The 17,084-nt window shown below is 53.0% G+C and carries 16 protein-coding genes and 1 tRNA gene; 8 read left to right on the top strand and 9 right to left on the bottom strand.

Translation table 11 applies throughout. The annotated features are described in order from the left end of the window. Positions 1–1,029, top strand: a complete 1,029-nt coding sequence (gene epmB, locus GA0061071_RS03930) for an EF-P beta-lysylation protein EpmB (RefSeq protein ID WP_088237257.1) — start codon at positions 1–3, stop codon at positions 1,027–1,029. Between the two features lie 77 nt (positions 1,030–1,106). Here epmB and GA0061071_RS03925 read toward each other — a convergent pair whose 3' ends face one another. From GA0061071_RS03925 to GA0061071_RS03910, 4 genes are all read right to left on the bottom strand, one after another. Next, positions 1,107–2,741 carry a methyl-accepting chemotaxis protein gene (locus GA0061071_RS03925; protein WP_061498538.1) on the bottom strand — a complete coding sequence of 545 codons (1,635 nt, stop codon included), beginning with the start codon at positions 2,739–2,741 and terminating at the stop codon, positions 1,107–1,109. 295 nt (positions 2,742–3,036) lie between these two features. Next, on the bottom strand, positions 3,037–3,390 hold the full coding sequence (locus GA0061071_RS03920) for a DUF4156 domain-containing protein (protein WP_061498540.1): 354 nt from the start codon (positions 3,388–3,390) through the stop codon (positions 3,037–3,039). A gap of 547 nt (positions 3,391–3,937) precedes the next feature. Continuing rightward, on the bottom strand, positions 3,938–5,584 hold the full coding sequence (gene groL, locus GA0061071_RS03915) for a chaperonin GroEL (protein ID WP_061498543.1): 1,647 nt from the start codon (positions 5,582–5,584) through the stop codon (positions 3,938–3,940). Between the two features lie 39 nt (positions 5,585–5,623). After that, positions 5,624–5,917 (bottom strand): co-chaperone GroES, encoded by a 294-nt coding sequence (locus GA0061071_RS03910; RefSeq protein ID WP_007372708.1) that lies wholly within the window; start codon positions 5,915–5,917, stop codon positions 5,624–5,626. A gap of 255 nt (positions 5,918–6,172) precedes the next feature. On the opposite strand from GA0061071_RS03910, the gene yjeH reads away from it, so the two are divergent. Further along, the gene (yjeH, locus tag GA0061071_RS03905; protein ID WP_088237256.1) at positions 6,173–7,429 is read left to right on the top strand and encodes an L-methionine/branched-chain amino acid transporter; all 1,257 of its coding nucleotides are present in this window, start codon (positions 6,173–6,175) and stop codon (positions 7,427–7,429) included. 29 nt (positions 7,430–7,458) lie between these two features. Here yjeH and GA0061071_RS03900 read toward each other — a convergent pair whose 3' ends face one another. Next, positions 7,459–7,929, bottom strand: coding sequence for an FxsA family protein (locus tag GA0061071_RS03900; RefSeq protein WP_088237255.1), 471 nt, complete (start codon positions 7,927–7,929; stop codon positions 7,459–7,461). Between the two features lie 339 nt (positions 7,930–8,268). Between GA0061071_RS03900 and aspA the strand changes: the two genes are divergently transcribed. The 5 genes from aspA (at position 8,269) to GA0061071_RS03875 (ending at position 14,025) form a co-directional block, all read left to right on the top strand. Beyond that, positions 8,269–9,705, top strand: a complete 1,437-nt coding sequence (aspA, locus tag GA0061071_RS03895; protein WP_061498553.1) for an aspartate ammonia-lyase — start codon at positions 8,269–8,271, stop codon at positions 9,703–9,705. A gap of 117 nt (positions 9,706–9,822) precedes the next feature. Beyond that, positions 9,823–11,124: an anaerobic C4-dicarboxylate transporter gene (locus GA0061071_RS03890; protein WP_061498556.1), complete on the top strand. Its 1,302-nt coding sequence runs from the start codon at positions 9,823–9,825 to the stop codon at positions 11,122–11,124. Positions 11,125–11,233: 109 nt separating this feature from the next. Then, entirely contained in the window at positions 11,234–11,581 is a 348-nt protein-coding gene (gene cutA, locus GA0061071_RS03885) for a divalent cation tolerance protein CutA (protein WP_061498559.1), read from the top strand. Then, entirely contained in the window at positions 11,557–13,401 is a 1,845-nt protein-coding gene (locus GA0061071_RS03880; RefSeq protein ID WP_088237254.1) for a protein-disulfide reductase DsbD, read from the top strand. The genes cutA and GA0061071_RS03880 overlap by 25 nt, the downstream gene beginning before the upstream one ends. Positions 13,402–13,449: 48 nt before the next feature. Then, a complete protein-coding gene (locus GA0061071_RS03875; RefSeq protein ID WP_088237253.1) occupies positions 13,450–14,025 on the top strand; it encodes a transcriptional regulator in 576 nt (191 codons plus the stop codon). Here GA0061071_RS03875 and GA0061071_RS03870 read toward each other — a convergent pair. Then, on the bottom strand, positions 14,022–14,627 hold the full coding sequence (locus GA0061071_RS03870; RefSeq protein WP_061498569.1) for a LysE family translocator: 606 nt from the start codon (positions 14,625–14,627) through the stop codon (positions 14,022–14,024). The two genes, GA0061071_RS03875 and GA0061071_RS03870, sit on opposite strands and share 4 nt — an antisense overlap. A gap of 37 nt (positions 14,628–14,664) precedes the next feature. Further along, complete coding sequence (locus GA0061071_RS03865; RefSeq protein WP_061498577.1) at positions 14,665–15,510, bottom strand: AraC family transcriptional regulator; 846 nt, start codon at positions 15,508–15,510, stop codon at positions 14,665–14,667. Between the two features lie 185 nt (positions 15,511–15,695). Between GA0061071_RS03865 and GA0061071_RS03860 the strand changes: the two genes are divergently transcribed. Further along, positions 15,696–15,771, top strand: a tRNA-Phe gene (locus tag GA0061071_RS03860). A 74-nt stretch (positions 15,772–15,845) separates the two neighbouring features. Here GA0061071_RS03860 and GA0061071_RS03855 read toward each other — a convergent pair. After that, complete coding sequence (locus GA0061071_RS03855) at positions 15,846–16,118, bottom strand: hypothetical protein (RefSeq protein ID WP_088237252.1); 273 nt, start codon at positions 16,116–16,118, stop codon at positions 15,846–15,848. A 331-nt stretch (positions 16,119–16,449) separates the two neighbouring features. Beyond that, positions 16,450–17,082, bottom strand: coding sequence for an ECs1377 family protein (locus GA0061071_RS03850; RefSeq protein WP_088237251.1), 633 nt, complete (start codon positions 17,080–17,082; stop codon positions 16,450–16,452). Positions 17,083–17,084 lie beyond the last annotated feature (2 nt).

Here is a 17,084-nt window from a genome sequence, read left to right as displayed (position 1 = left end):
ATGGCACACATTGTAACCCTAAAAACCCCTTCCAGAGAAGATTGGTTATTGCAACTTGCCGATGTAATAACCGATCCCGATGAACTGTTACGTATTTTAAATGTAGACCCGGATGCGCAACTGCTGGCCGGACGCGAAGCAAAACGCCTTTTTCCCCTGCGCGTACCACGCGCTTTTGTGGCAAGAATGGAGAAAGGCAACCCGAACGATCCTCTGTTGCGTCAGGTACTTACCTCTGCAGAAGAGTTTATTGCAGCGCCAGGGTTCAGCGCCGATCCACTGGAAGAACAACACAGTGTGGTCCCGGGATTACTGCACAAATACCGTAACCGCGCCCTGTTGTTGGTAAAAGGCGGTTGCGCCGTAAATTGCCGTTACTGCTTCCGCCGTCACTTCCCCTACGCCGATAACCAGGGCAACAAACGCAACTGGCAAGGCGCGCTGGACTATATCGCCACGCATACAGAACTGGATGAGATTATTTTCTCTGGCGGCGATCCGCTGATGGCGAAAGATCATGAACTGGACTGGTTGATTGGGCAGTTGGAAGCGATCCCCCATATCAAGCGCTTGCGCATCCATAGCCGCTTACCAATCGTGATCCCGGCGCGTATCACCGACACGCTGGTTGCCCGTTTCGCGCACTCTTCATTGCAGGTCCTGCTGGTTAATCATATTAACCACGCCAGAGAAATAGATGATGATTTCCGTGCGGCAATGGGCAGGCTGCGTCAGGCTGGCGTAACGCTACTGAACCAAAGTGTGTTGCTGCGCGGGGTGAATGATAATGCGCAAACGCTAGCAGACCTGAGTAATGCGCTGTTCGACGCGGGGGTCATGCCTTATTACCTGCACGTGCTGGATAAAGTCCAGGGCGCGGCGCATTTTATGGTGAGCGATGAGGAAGCGCGAAATATCATGCGCGACTTGCTGAAGCAGATTTCAGGCTATCTGGTACCGAAACTGGCCCGTGAAATTGGCGGTGAACCAAGTAAGACCCCGTTAGACCTGCTCTTACGTCAGAGCTAAAAAACACGGCTATGCCACGAGACAGAGCATAGCCGTGAAAATCTGCGAGTCTGACAGGAGCAAACTCACGCTACCGCTTAGAATTTTTCCCAGCCATCATCTTCACTGACGACGGTTGGGTTCATCTGAGTATGCTTAACGGCTGGCGCAGGTTTATGTACAACGTTTTGCCCCGGCAGACGGAAAACGTCAACCAGTTGCTGTAGCTTCGTCGCCTGGTCTTCAAGACTGGCTGCGGCAGCAGAAGATTCCTGAACTAAAGATGCGTTCTGTTGGGTTGTGGTATCCAGCTCTGACATTGCCTGAGCGATTTGCGTAATCCCACGGTCCTGCTCATCTGACGCTGCGGCAATTTCCTGCATCAGATCTTTTACTTGCATAACAGAATGCACAATCCCGCTCATGGCTTCGCCAGCCAGATCAACCTGCCGGGCTCCGTCTTCAACGTAGTTAACAGACTCATTGATCAAAGTTTCGATCTCTTTTGCCGCTTGTGCACTACGCTGAGCCAGTGAGCGGACTTCTCCCGCGACAACAGCAAACCCTCTCCCCTGATCCCCTGCTCTTGCAGCCTCTACCGCGGCGTTAAGCGCCAGGATATTGGTCTGGAAAGCAATGCCGTTGATCACCGACGTTATTTCGGAAATTTTATTCGAACTTCCGATAATGTCTTTCATACGATTAACCGTTGCGCTTACCACCTCGCCCCCCTGCGTTGCTGCCTGAGATGCAGCGATAGAAAGTTGGCTGGCCTGATGCGCATTGCTCGCATTTTGTTTCACCGTGGAGTTGAGCTCCTCCATGCTGGCGGCGGTTTCAACAACCGCTGCCGATTGCTGTTCCGTGCGAGCAGAAAGCTCGTTGTTGCCTAATGCAATCTCATTGGCTGCGATATTGACGGAAGAGGAAGCAGAACGCACCATCTTCAGAGATTCCGCCATGCGCCCTATCAGCTGATTAAACGCATTGGCGGCCTGGCCAATTTCGTCCATACGCCCGACAGGAATGGTATAACTGAGATCCAATTTTTCACTAATACTCACCATGCCATCTTTCATTTCATTCAGGCGGCGTCGAATATTCAGCACCGTTATTAAACCAAACAGGCCCAATAATATTGTCGCAGCCAACGTTGCAGAAATAGATAACACCATCGAACGAGAAATTAAGCTATCACTCTTGTTTTGCGCCTCATCGACTAACCAGGTGTTATAAGCGACCTGATCGGAAAAGTCCTTAATCAGGATGGTAATATTATCCGCTACAATACCACCACTACGCATGGCATTCGACGCCGCCAAGCGATCATTCGCTTCGGATAATTTAAAATAACTGTCCATAACCACACGGAATTTATCCAGATCGGCAAGTGTTTTTTTAGACTGATCAAGATCTTTCTGATCCACAGTAAGCTTCTGCGTATAATGCTGATGCATACTGTATAGTTCGTCGAAAATTTTCAACGCATTCTGTTTTATTTCCGCCATTTCTGTTGCATCATCCGTTAAGGCATGCAAAAAGAGCTGAGCGCGGACACTCGTCACTTTCAGCATCTCAGCATTTATCTCATCGAGACTGGGTAATGTATTTTCCTGGAAGATCTTTTGTGAGCTTCCTATTTCTGATAACGACATCATAGCAATAAGGTTCGTACCAATCAGACTGGCAATTAGTAACGAAAACGCAAGCAACAATCGCTTTGTAATATTCATGACAAGCTCCCAACGCCATCATAATTAAAATAACACGCCGCAAAATTCATCTTGCAATGAATCCTGTCGGGACTATCGGCACGCAGCGATAATGCTTTACGCTTTAATCTATAAAAAAGCATAAAGAGGATAATATAACGACGCAGGTCAATGTTTCGTGATAATTTATATTCAGGGAATTTATCAATGACCTGAAAATATAATAGAAATGAATTTTTAAATCATAAATAAAATAACAAAGAAACGACTAAAATGATTAACTCCCGTCATCGCTGACGGGAGCAAATAAATAAGATCAATTCGGGCATTTATAAACCTGGCCGCTCATTTCACTGGCGGTCGGAACAAAACTGGACAGAAAGCCTTGAGTTGGACTATTTACGCTATAAAGTACGTTGCCGCCCATGGCTGCAGCCTGATTGCGTAGTGCATTTGCCGCACCGCGCATGGACCCCCCTTCTTCACCGTGTTGCCCGGAAAGCCAGTTACTCTGTTTGCCAGTTGCGGTGCCAAGATACTGGCACTGTGCCCCAGGTTTCTCTTCAACAAAGCGAACGCTCTGCCCGGCAGCGCTCAAATCGTTGCTACTGCTGCATCCGGCCAACAGTATCGCGGCACCAACGATCCCTGCTAAATATTTTACGTACATGTTATTCCCCATAATCAATGAGCTGGACGCATGTCGCCCGTGTGTAAACCTTATACTAAAAAGATGACCAAAAGAAAAACGCCGTCATCGCAGGCCGCACAAATCAGGAAAAATAATGCGGGAACCCCCACCGCAAGCGACGGAGTTATATGAGGATTAACCTCCGTCGTCATTGAATGTCGAACAAGGAACGATTTTGTTCACAGGCTGTATTGCAGCGCCGCCATTCTGATCGACATTGATATAAAACAATGCCTGAACAGGTCCGACGGTGCACCGAATGTGCTCTCCACAGTGCACGTTTAGGCTCTGCCATCCGCTAGCTCGACATTGACTTTTGCCCTGACCATTAATGGCCCCACTCCGGACGGTGGTTATTGACCGAATAGCTCTGCATCCTGAGACAGCACAGCGTCTCCGTGATTAATGCAACCCATCGCAGACAGCATTTCAGTGGAAATGAAAGATAAAAAAAGAGCGGGGATAAGCCCGCTCTTTTTTGTTGAACTCACGACAGGGTAAACCCTGCGCATGTGCCCGGCAGCAATTACATCATGCCGCCCATACCGCCCATGCCGCCCATACCACCAGCAGCACCTAAATCCGGTGCATCGCTTTTCGGCAGGTCAGTCACCATGCACTCGGTGGTGATCATCAGACCGGCTACAGATGCCGCGTACTGCAGAGCAGAACGGGTCACTTTAGTCGGATCCAGGATACCCATGTCGATCATGTTGCCATACTCTTCGGTCGCTGCGTTGTAACCGTAGTTACCGTCACCGCCTTTCACAGTGTTAGCCACAACAGACGGCTCTTCACCGCAGTTCAGCACGATCTGACGCAGCGGAGCTTCCATTGCGCGCAGCGCAACTTTGATACCCACGTTCTGGTCTTCGTTCTGGCCTTTCAGGTCAGCGATTTTGCTTGCTACGCGGATCAGCGCAACGCCACCACCAGCAACCACGCCTTCTTCTACCGCAGCACGGGTCGCGTGCAGGGCATCTTCAACGCGGGCTTTTTTCTCTTTCATTTCAACTTCGGTCGCTGCACCGACTTTGATAACCGCAACGCCGCCTGCCAGTTTCGCTACGCGCTCCTGCAGTTTTTCACGGTCGTAATCAGAGGTTGCTTCTTCGATCTGCTGACGGATCTGAGTGACGCGGCCCTGGATTGCAGTTTCTTCACCCACGCCATCGATAATAGTGGTGGTGTCTTTGTTGATCACAACACGTTTAGCCTGACCCAGGTCTTCCAGGGTTGCTTTTTCCAGTTCCATACCGATTTCTTCAGAAATTACGGTACCACCGGTCAGGGTTGCGATGTCCTGCAGCATAGCTTTACGACGATCGCCGAAGCCAGGCGCTTTAACCGCAGCCACTTTCACGATACCACGCATGGTGTTAACCACCAGGGTAGCCAGCGCTTCGCCTTCAACATCTTCAGCGATGATAACCAGCGGTTTGCCTGCTTTCGCAACGGCTTCCAGAACCGGCAGCATTTCACGGATGTTGGAAACTTTTTTATCAGCCAGCAGGATGAACGGGCTTTCCAGTTCTACAGCGCCAGTTTCCGGCTTGTTGATGAAGTAAGGAGACAGGTAACCGCGGTCAAACTGCATACCTTCAACCACGTCCAGTTCGTCCTGCAGACCGGTGCCGTCTTCAACGGTGATCACGCCTTCTTTACCCACTTTGTCCATTGCTTCCGCGATCAGTTTACCGACGGTTTCATCGGAGTTCGCGGAGATGGTGCCAACCTGAGCAATGGCTTTGGAGTCAGAGCACGGTACGGACAGCGCTTTCAGCTCTTCAACCGCAGCAGCGACAGCTTTGTCGATACCACGTTTCAGATCCATCGGGTTCATACCCGCAGCAACAGCCTTCAGGCCTTCAGTGATGATGGACTGCGCCAGTACGGTCGCAGTGGTGGTGCCGTCGCCTGCAGCGTCGTTCGCTTTGGAGGCCACTTCTTTCACCATCTGTGCGCCCATGTTTTCGAACTTGTCTTCCAGTTCGATTTCACGTGCTACAGAAACGCCATCTTTAGTGATGGTCGGTGCACCGAAAGATTTATCCAGAACCACGTTACGGCCTTTCGGGCCGAGGGTAACTTTCACTGCATCTGCCAGAACGTTTACGCCGCGCAGCATTTTTACACGGGCGTCGTTACCGAATTTTACGTCTTTAGCTGCCATTTTCTCTTTCCTTAAATTCGTTCAGTTTCGCGAGTGAAATTACGCTTCAACAATTGCCAGAATGTCACTTTCGGACATGATCAGCACTTCTTCGTTGTCGATTTTCTCGGCTTTAACACCGTAGCCATCGTTGAAAATCACGATATCGCCCACTTTAACGTCCAGCGGTTGCACAGTACCGTTTTCCAGGATGCGACCCTTACCGACAGCGATGATTTCGCCACGCGTTGATTTGCCTGCTGCAGAACCGGTCAGAACGATGCCGCCAGCGGATTTTGATTCAACTTCTTTACGTTTGACGATCACACGATCATGTAACGGACGAATACTCATTGATAGCTCTCCTTTGAGAAAGTCTTTATCAGTTATGGATGACGCCGGTCCGCACAGGGTTCTCCGGCTGGTGACCTGAGAGATGGGGGTCGATTTTTCCCCCTTCAAGGGGGAAGAGCAAAAAAAATTTACGAAAGTGCATCAATGCGCATAAGTGCGGAAAATAGCAGCACCGCTGGTCCAGCCATAAGAAAAACCGATTGTGATAACATCCCTTTTCTTGAAGTCAGTCAGACAGAGGGTGATGCAGGGGCAATGGGCGGATTAAAACAAGAACTGGGGCTGGCCCAGGGTATCGGGTTGCTTTCCACCTCCTTACTTGGCACTGGCGTTTTTGCCGTACCGGCGTTAGCCGCCGTGGCTGCGGGTCACAGTAGTTTGTGGGCATGGCCGTTGCTAATAGCGCTGGTATTTCCGGTGGCGATTGTTTTTGCCGTGCTGGGTCGCCACTTTCCCAGCGCAGGCGGGGTCGCACACTTTGTCGGCATGGCGTTTGGCCCACGTCTGGAGCGGGTAACGGGTTGGCTGTTCCTTTCAGTGATCCCGGTCGGGTTACCGGCCGCGTTGCATATTGCCGTCGGTTTCTGGCAGGGCATGTTTGGCTGGCAAGGATCGCAGTTGCTGATAACAGAGTTAGGCACGCTGGCGCTGATTTGGTTTTTAGGCACGCGCGGCGCTGGCTCCAGCGCCAATCTGCAATCGATCATTGCGTTACTGATTGTTGCGCTGATTGTCGCTATCTGGTGGCGCGGCGGTATTCACTTCGCTGATATTCCCTTCCCGCCGCTACCGCAGGTATCGCTGTCGGAGATGTCCTCATCGCTGGCGGTCATGTTCTGGTGCTTTGTTGGGCTGGAGGCTTTCGCCCATCTGGCCTCAGAGTTCAAAAACCCGGAGCGCGATTTTCCCCGTGCATTAATGATAGGTCTGCTATTGGCAGGTTCAGTGTACTGGGGCTGTACCGTGGTAGTGCTGCACTTTGACCTCTGGCGCGATCAGGGCGCGGCGGCGTCATTACCGGTAATTGTGGTCGAACTGTTCGGCAAGCAAGCGTTGTGGATCGCCTGCACCATTGGTTATCTGGCCTGCTTTGCCAGCCTGAATATTTACATTCAGAGCTTCGCCCGCCTGGTGTGGTCACAGGCAATGTACAAACCGGATAGCGCGCTGGCGCGACTCTCCGGGCGGCAGATACCGCAACATGCGTTAAGCGCAGTGATTCTCTGCTGTATCGTCTGCACCCTCGCGATTTATGCATTCAGCATTAATCTCGATACGCTGATCATCTACGCGAACGGGATTTTTATCACTATCTATCTGCTGTGTATGCTCGCGGGCTGCCGGTTGCTGAAGGGGCGCTACAAAGCGCTGGCGATCGTGGGTAGCGTGCTGTGTCTGCTGTTGCTGGTGGTTCCCGGCTGGAAAAGTCTCTATGCGATATTCATGCTTGCCGCGCTATGGTTCTTTTTACCCAAACGTCGGATCTCAGCCTCCCCCTCCGTTCACTCATAAAACAAGCCCGGCGTCGCCGGGCATCCTGTTTAGCGGTCGTCTTTGTTATCCAGGCGATCGCGCTGATCGTCTTTGCGCTGGTATTCCCCTTCGAAGGTCTCTCCACCACCACTCCCCGCCCCAAAACCTCCACCAGGCATACGGGAAAAACGCAAATGCGGCATCAGTTTCAGCGTCAGGTGTTTTTGCACCGGTGGCAACAGAAGCAACAGGCCGAGAAGATCGGTAAAGAACCCCGGCAGTACCAGCAACAGACCCGCGATAATCAGCGACACGCTTTTGATCATCTCTGCCGCCGGGCTTTCACCTGCCGCCATTTTCTCCTGCATCAGCATAAAGTTCTTGAAGCCCTGATTACGCACCAGCGACATGCCGATCACTGAGGTAAAGATCACCAGAATCAGCGTCATCAGAACGCCAAAGACATGCGCGACCTGAATAAAAATCGAAATCTCAATATAAACGTATAAAAAAAAGGCAATAAACGGTATCCAGCGCACTGGCTTCTCCTGTCGACGGACAGACGCCCTGTGGCGGCTGTCTGAATGAGTTTGCGAATCGCATGGTTACTGAGATGGTGACGAATACGAAAAATTCAATTTCCCGCTGGATGAAAATGTCCTCTTTGTCACGAAGCGGTGACTCATTTCACATATTAATAATTATGATGCAACGGCGAATATAATAAGTGATCAAGATTACGGCATTTCGCTATCATCAGCATATCATTCCGGGTATCGGGCCGATTATGGGGATAATCGTCGGTCGGAAAAGACACATAACCACATTAATACTGTGTGTTTGGTGTATTCATTCGTAGCTTGAAAAAGAAGGTTCACATGTTAAACAACATTCGTATCGAAGAAGATTTGTTAGGTACCAGGGAAGTGCCGGCGGATGCCTACTACGGCGTGCATACTCTGAGAGCGATTGAAAACTTTTACATTAGCAACAGCAAAATCAGCGACATACCTGAGTTTGTGCGTGGCATGGTAATGGTGAAAAAAGCGGCAGCGCTGGCGAACAAAGAGCTGCAAACCATCCCTAAAAGTATCGCGAACACTATCGTTGCCGCATGTGATGAGATCCTGAACAACGGCAAATGCATGGATCAGTTTCCGGTAGACGTCTATCAGGGCGGTGCAGGAACCTCCGTGAACATGAACACCAACGAGGTACTGGCCAACATTGGCCTAGAGCTGATGGGCCACCAGAAAGGCGAATACCAGTTCCTGAACCCGAATGATCACGTGAACAAATGCCAGTCCACCAACGACGCCTACCCGACCGGCTTCCGTATTGCGGTCTATGCCTCTATCGTCAAACTGGTCGATGCCATTAAACAACTGGGCGAAGGCTTCGAGAGTAAAGCCGTTGAGTTCCAGGACATCCTGAAAATGGGTCGCACACAGTTGCAGGACGCCGTTCCGATGACACTCGGTCAGGAGTTCCATGCCTTCAACGTGCTGCTGAATGAAGAAACCAAAAACCTGCTGCGGACATCCGAGCTGCTGCTGGAAGTGAACCTCGGTGCGACCGCCATCGGTACCCGCCTCAACACGCCGGATGGCTACCAGCAACTGGCGGTGCAGAAACTGGCGGAAGTCAGTAACCTGCCGGTTGTACCTGCGGAAGACCTGATTGAAGCAACGTCTGACTGCGGCGCCTATGTGATGGTACACAGCTCGCTGAAACGTCTGGCCGTCAAGCTCTCCAAAATCTGTAATGACCTGCGTCTGCTCTCTTCCGGCCCACGCGCCGGGCTGAATGAGATCAACCTGCCGGAGTTGCAGGCGGGCTCTTCCATCATGCCAGCCAAAGTGAACCCGGTAGTGCCGGAAGTGGTGAACCAGGTGTGCTTTAAAGTTATCGGCAACGATATCACCGTCACCATGGCCTCTGAAGCGGGTCAGTTACAGCTCAACGTGATGGAACCGGTAATCGGCCAGGCGATGTTTGAGTCGATTCATATCCTGACCAATGCCTGCTACAACCTGCTGGAAAAATGCATTAACGGCATTACTGCCAACAAAGAAGTGTGCGAAGGCTATGTGTACAACTCCATCGGCATCGTCACCTATCTCAACCCGTTTATCGGCCATCACAACGGCGATATCGTCGGCAAGATTTGCGCCGAAACGGGCAAGAGCGTACGGGAAGTGGTGCTGGAGCGCGGCTTGCTGACTGAAGCCGAACTGGACGACATCTTCTCGGCGCAGAACCTGATGCACCCGGCCTACAAAGCGAAACGTTATACCGATGAAAGCGAACAGTAACCCCTACGGCTAAACAGACAAAAGGCACGCCCGGATGGCGTGCCTTTTTTGTTGTGCGGTTACCAATCCATAACAATTACTTATCAACAGGTTAACTGACAATAAGGAAACAGTCTTATGATACTCGTCGAACTTATCATTGTTCTTCTGGCTATCTTTCTGGGGGCCAGATTAGGGGGCATAGGCATAGGTTATGCTGGTGGTCTTGGTGTACTGGTGCTTGCTGCTATTGGTATAAAACCGGGGAATATTCCTTTTGATGTTATCTCTATTATCATGGCGGTTATCGCCGCGATTTCCGCCATGCAGGTGGCAGGGGGTCTGGATTACCTGGTTAACCAGACGGAAAAACTACTGCGCCGGAACCCGAAATACATCACTATTCTTGCGCCGATCGTCACCTATTTCCTGACGATCTTCGCCGGAACAGGTAATATCTCGCTGGCGACGCTGCCGGTTATTGCTGAAGTGGCGAAAGAGCAAGGCATCAAGCCCTGCCGCCCCTTATCAACAGCGGTCGTATCGGCGCAGATAGCTATCACAGCCTCGCCCATCTCGGCAGCAGTGGTGTATATGTCCTCGCTGATGGAAGGAAAGGGAATCAGCTATCTGCATATGTTGGGGGTGGTTATCCCTTCCACCTTGCTGGCAGTGCTGCTGATGTCTTTTTTAGTTTCCATCTTGTTTAACTCGAAGCTCTCAGATGATCCGGTCTATCAGGCGCGACTCGCCGAAGGGCTGATTATGCTGCGTGGCGGCAAAACCATTAACATCCTGCCGGGTGCCAAAACCTCCGTCTGGCTGTTCTTGCTGGGCGTCGTAGGCGTCGTCGTTTACGCTATCCTCAACAGCCCGAGCATGGGGCTGGTAGAAAAACCGTTGATGAACACCACCAGCGCTATCCTGATTATTATGCTGAGTGTGGCGACGTTAATTACCCTGATGTGCAAAGTTGAAACTGGCACCATCCTCAACTCCAGCACCTTCAAGGCAGGGATGAGCGCCTGTATCTGTATTCTCGGCGTTGCATGGCTTGGCGATACCTTTGTTTCGGCCAACATTGACTGGATCAAAGAGACCGCAGGTACTGTTATCCAGGCACATCCGTGGCTGCTGGCGGTAATCTTCTTCTTCGCTTCTGCGCTGCTTTACTCTCAGGCCGCCACGGCGAAAGCACTGATGCCAATGGCGCTGGCGCTGAACGTTACCCCGCTCACCGCGCTCGCCTCTTTTGCGGCAGTTTCAGGTCTGTTTATTCTGCCAACCTATCCGACACTGGTTGCGGCGGTACAGATGGATGACACCGGAACAACCCGCATCGGACGTTTTGTCTTTAACCATCCGTTCTTTATCCCTGGCACGATGGGTGTCGTGTTCTCCGTCTGCTTTGGTTTCCTCTTCGGCAGCATCATGCTGTAATGTACCGGCGGCAGGGCAAAGGCACCTGCCGCCTCTTCATTCCTCGTTCGTTGGTAAATTACCCCTGCCACTGTATAGTGACCTTTCGATACATCACGCGGAGGTTTCTATGCACGATGACAACAACCTGACGCCATCCCTTCCTGATGCCCTTGTGGTACTCTGCACCGCCCCGGATGAAGCCACCGCTCAGGATCTGGCGGCAAAAACGCTGGCGGATAAACTCGCTGCCTGTGTCACCATTTTACCTGGCGCCACGTCACTGTATTACTGGGAAGGCAAGCTGGAGCAAGAGTACGAAGTTCAGCTACTGCTGAAAACCGACGCCGCCCATCTCGAAGATCTCTTCGCCTGTATAAAATCGCACCACCCGTATCAGACCCCGGAATTACTGGCCTTACCCGTTACCCACGGAGATTACGACTACCTCTCATGGCTCAACGCATCCTTACGCTGATCCTGCTGCTGTGCAGCACATCCACCTTTGCCGGATTGTTTGACGCGCCCGGCCGCTCTGACTTTGTGCCTGCCGATCAGGCCTTTGTTTTTGATTTTCAGCAACATCAGCATGATTTAACCCTTAACTGGCAGGTGAAAAAAGGCTACTACCTTTATCGCCAGCAGATCCGCGTTACCCCTGCACAGGCGAGTATCGGCCCCCTTTCGCTACCGGAAGGAGAGAGGCACGAAGATGAGTTTTACGGCAAAACAGACATTTACCGCCAGCAACTGAGCGTACCGCTTAAGGTGACTCAGGCGGCGAAAGGCGCAACGCTGACCGTCACCTATCAGGGCTGCGCCGATGCCGGGTTCTGCTACCCGCCGGAAACCAAAATCGTGCCGCTGATGGATGTGGGGGCAACCACCCGCGACACCTCCACTTCTGTTCCCCCTGCTACCTCCGGAACGGTTGTTCCCCCTGACGCCTCCGAAGTGTCGGTTCCCCCTGACGCCTCCGGAGCGTCGGTTCCCCCGGCCGTCTCCGGAGCGTCGGTTCCCCCGGCCGTCTCCGGAGCGTCGGTTCCCCCTCTCCCCTCGGGGGAGAGGGCCGGGGTGAGGGGAAATACACTCCCCTTCTCCGCACTCTGGGCACTGCTGATCGGCATTGGCATTGCATTTACGCCCTGCGTATTGCCAATGTATCCACTGATTTCCGGCATCGTACTCGGTGGCAAGCAACGTCTCGCCACACCACGGGCATTACTGCTGGCATTCATCTACGTCCAGGGGATGGCGCTCACTTACACCGCGTTGGGATTGGTGGTTGCCGCCGCCGGGTTGTCGTTCCAGGCCGCGTTACAGCATCCGTACGTGCTGATCGGCCTCTCTGTGCTGTTTAGCCTGCTGGCGCTCTCCATGTTTGGCCTGTTTACGCTGCAGCTTCCCGCCTCCCTGCAAACCCGTCTGGCGCTGTGGAGTAACCATCAGAAAGGCGGATCGATGGGCGGCGTGTTCGTCATGGGGGCGATTGCCGGGCTGATTTGCTCTCCCTGCACCACCGCGCCGCTGAGTGCCATCCTGCTGTACATTGCCCAGAGCGGCAACCTTTGGCTCGGCGGCGGTACGCTCTATCTCTATGCGCTGGGTATGGGGCTACCGCTGATACTGGTCACCGTGTTCGGTAACCGGCTGCTGCCGAAAAGCGGGCCGTGGATGGAGCAGGTCAAAATCGCCTTCGGCTTTGTGATTCTAGCCCTGCCCGTGTTCCTGCTGGAGCGCGTGCTTGGCGAGATCTGGGGATTACGCTTGTGGGCGCTATTAGGCATCGCGTTTTTCACCTGGGCGTTTATCACCAGCCTCAGCGCAACGCGCTCAATTGTGCGCGTGCTGCAAATTGCGCTGCTCGGCGCGGCGCTGGTATGTGCCCGACCGCTACAAGATTGGGTTTTCGGCGTACCAGCCGCACAGGCGCATGCAGCGCTGGCGTTTAAAACAGTGAAAACCGTGGATGAACTGAGCCAGGCGCTGGCGCAGGCCAATGGCCGCCCTGTGATGCTGGATCTCTACGCCGAATGGTGCGTGGCTTGCAAAGAGTTTGAGAAGTACACCTTTAGCGATCCGCAGGTACAGGCAGCGCTAAAAAATACGCTCTTATTGCAGGCGGATGTCACCGCGAATAACGCCCAGGATACGGCCCTGCTGCGGCACCTGAACGTGCTCGGCCTGCCGACGATCCTGTTTTTTGATACCCAAGGGCAAGAGCAGCCTGCGGCCAGAGTAACCGGATTTATGGACGCTGCTGCCTTTACCTCACATTTGCGCAATCAAGCCCCGTAAACAACACTTGGTGGGGGGAATACGCTTCACATAACGGAGGACATCACCGTGCAACGCGAAGACGTTTTGAGCCAAACTTTACAGTTGCTTGAATTAAAAGGGATTGCAGACACCACGCTGGAGATGGTCGCCGAACGCATTGATTACCCCATTGATGAGTTCCGCCGTTTCTGGCCGGATAAAGAAGCACTGCTGTATGACGCCCTGCGCTATCTGAGCCAGAAGGTGGATATCTGGCGCAGGCAGCTCTTGTTGGATGAAGAACTGAGCAGTGAACAGAAGCTCCTTGCACGCTACGGTGCGCTGACCGAATGCGTCAGTAATAACCGCTATCCCGGCTGTCTGTTTATCGCCGCTTGCACCTTCTTTCCCGATCCTGGTCATCCCATCCATCAACTGGCGGATCAGCAAAAACGCGATGCCCACGACTTTACGCACGAATTGCTGACCCGGCTGGAAGTGGACGATCCGGCTATGGTGGCGAAGCAGATGGAACTGGTGCTGGAAGGCTGCCTGAGCCGGATGCTGGTGAACCGCAGCCAGGCCGATGTCGATACCGCTCAGCGGCTGGCAGAAGATATTTTGCGCTTTGCCCGCTGTCGCCAGGGCGGCGCGCTGACTTAAACACCAAACAGTCCCGCCCAGGCGGAAGCCAGCAAACAGAGCGCCATCCCGCGCTGAAACCAGATAAGGGATGTCGCAGTGCGAAACAGCCGGTTAGCCGCTTTGCCCAACAACGTCCATGCACTCAGGCAAATCAGTGAGATCAGTAAAAACCACAGTGACAGAAATGACACCTCGCGCAGCGGTTGACCGCTGTGCGGGGCAAACAGACTCACTACTGCCAGCGCCATCATCCAGGTTTTGGGGTTGATCAACTGCAACATTGCCGCCGCCCGACCGCTGAAGGGGCGCTGCGCGTTGCCCTGTAAATCTGTGGCGGGAGCAGAAAAGAGTTGCCAACTCATCCAGCTTAGCCACAGCGCGCCCGCCCAGCTCATCACCTCACGCACCAGCGGATAATCCCGCAGGATCTCCCCGGCACCCGCACCCGAGATAAAAACGATCAGACTCGCCGCCACACACGCGCCCACCACGGCGGGCAGCGTCGCTTTAACGCCAAAGCGTTGGCTACTGGCGAGGATCAGGATATTTGTCGGTCCTGGCGTAATCGAGGCGACAAAGGCGAAGAGTAAAAACGGTAAAGAGTTATGCAACAGGTTCACAATCAGGCTCCTTAGTCATGAGCCTCAGACTGTGGCGTTATTTTTCCGTATCGTCTGGAAGATTTGTGCACAACCTGCGGTAATGCGCGGGCGACAGGCGATAAGCCCGCTGAAACCAGCGCCCGAGATGGCTCTGGTCGGCAAAGCCTAATGCGGCAGCAACGCTGGCCGGTTGTGCGCCCTGCGCCAGTTGCGCGCGTGCCGTGGCAAGGCGAAGCTGAATAAGCCAGGCATGAGGGCTTAAGTGGAATTCGCGCTTAAAGCAGCGCGTCAGCGTAAAGCGATCGGTGCCGGTTTCCCGCGCCAGGTCCGACAATCCAATATTGTCACCAATATGCGCATGAAGATAATCCCTGGCACGGTGAGCAATCGCCGCGCTTTGCACCTGCGAAGGCAGTCGTTTATGCCACTGGCAATGGTGAGTCAGCTGGCTAAGCAGTGTATCCATAGCACTTTGTTGGACAATACGCATCTCTTCGCGGTGCAGCGCGTAAAAGGTCTGCGCAATCGCACCGATCAACTGCGGTTCGCGGGCGATAGTATGAGAAAAATGGAGTGAATAGCTGGACGGCACCGACTCATACAGGCCGCGTAATGTATCGCTCAGCCAGTGTTCATCAAGATAAAAGGTCAGGTAGGTAAAACCGCCGGCGACGGGCGCATCGCCATCGTGGATCTCTCCCGGTTCCAGTAAAAAAGCGTCGCCAGGCGTGCTGCGATGGCGCTCGCGACGGCAGTGAAACTGCTGGGTGCCCGCCAGCGTGATCCCCACCAGGTAGCTATCGTGCCAGTGCGGATCATATGCGTGCCCTTCAAAGTGGGCGCGAATTGTTTCAATGCCGGTATCTGCATGCTGCCGCAGTTCCAGCCAGTCATTAGCCATAAAGCCTCCGGAACGCCTTCAGTTTTTTTAGCATTCCTCGCCGGTCAATAAAAGTCTGGAAGATTTGTGCAATTCCCGTTTTACGCCGCAGAATCGCACAGATTGCCGCAAAGTTGAGCAACCGGTTAGCATTTAAAGAAATAAGGTTGACGCCTTAAGACGGTTAAGGTTTAATGCGCCCCGTTGCCCGGATAGCTCAGTCGGTAGAGCAGGGGATTGAAAATCCCCGTGTCCTTGGTTCGATTCCGAGTCCGGGCACCACTTATTCAGAGAACCCAGCCTACGGCTGGGTTTTTGCTTTTCTGCTTCCGGACTCTCCATCGAACTCCGTTCGATTATTCGATAAAAGTCAGTTTTGTCGACTCTCCTGTCTGCGTAATGAACGCCCCTTTATCGCTGTCACCCTTGACCCACATTTTCCCCATCACAGGATCTTCTGTTTCGTGGTAACCAAGTGACTCAAGATAACGCTGGATACCAGCCGTATCTGCCTGACCGTCGTACTCAATCTGACTCGACTCGGGTGCAGGACCATCAGCAGCCCGGAAATGTAACATAACGATTTTACTGAAATGAGGGGCATTTTTGATTTCATCTGGCGTCAACAACCGGTATTCCAGCCAGTCGGAAGGGAATCCACACTGTCTGCCATATACACAGAAGAAAATTTAAAAAAAACCACAGCCAACAACAGAATGAGGGAAATAACGCCGTACTTTATCACTCTGCTCATCGAAACCTATCCTGGGGCTGCCGCCCGACATTCATAAGCACACCATTGTTTGAGATGACCTGGACCGTATCCCCTGAAAAGTCATTATAGGGTTGAACGCATTTCATGAAGCCCGGAAGCTCCCCATAAGGGCATAACGAACGAAACATACCGCACTATTTCACGCCTTCGGCAGAACAAAGAGAGTGCCGTCGCGCAAAACTCACTTACCCTTCCTCTCTCCGGTAAACCGGAACGTTGCGGGTGGTGCCGGTCAGGTTATCGGACACCTCTGTTTCGGCTGTGGCGATTCGCACACCGGCTTTTCTGAGCCGCTGAATATCGGCGGCAATACGCTGGCTGCCAAACCAGAACAACGCATCGAGTGCGGTGACCTGCAAACCCTGCTCCAGCGCCATCTTCAGGCGTTCTCGCGGGGCACGCACCTCTTTGGCGATTTGCTGGTAAGGCGTCGCCGCCGTTCCGGTCGGATCAACACGCCGGATGCGGGTCGACAGACGGTACTGAAAAGCGTCTGGTATATCGCTCAGATCATTTTTCAGGCTATAGACACAGCCAAAGCGCTTGCCATTGAAAATGACGTTTTTCTGGTTAAGTTGTAGTTCATCCCGCACGCTGGCGATCAGCTGCGGCGCGCGGATCAGCAATAACCGGAAAGGGAGCTCAAAGCTGGTCACGTAGTCCACATTCAGCAATGCAATGCGTAACCGTTCTTCCGCTCCAGCGCGGACTTGCAGACACTCTTGCGCCACATCCGCCCACTGCTGCGTCAAGCGTGGTGTTTCAGCGGCTTCCACAAAACTGTACTTTTCGATTTGATAATCAATGATCCCGCTCACCC

Source organism: Kosakonia oryzendophytica (assembly GCF_900094925.1).
Taxonomy (GTDB): Bacteria; Pseudomonadota; Gammaproteobacteria; order Enterobacterales; family Enterobacteriaceae; genus Kosakonia; species Kosakonia oryzendophytica.
This window is presented reverse-complemented; position numbering and strand designations above follow the sequence as displayed.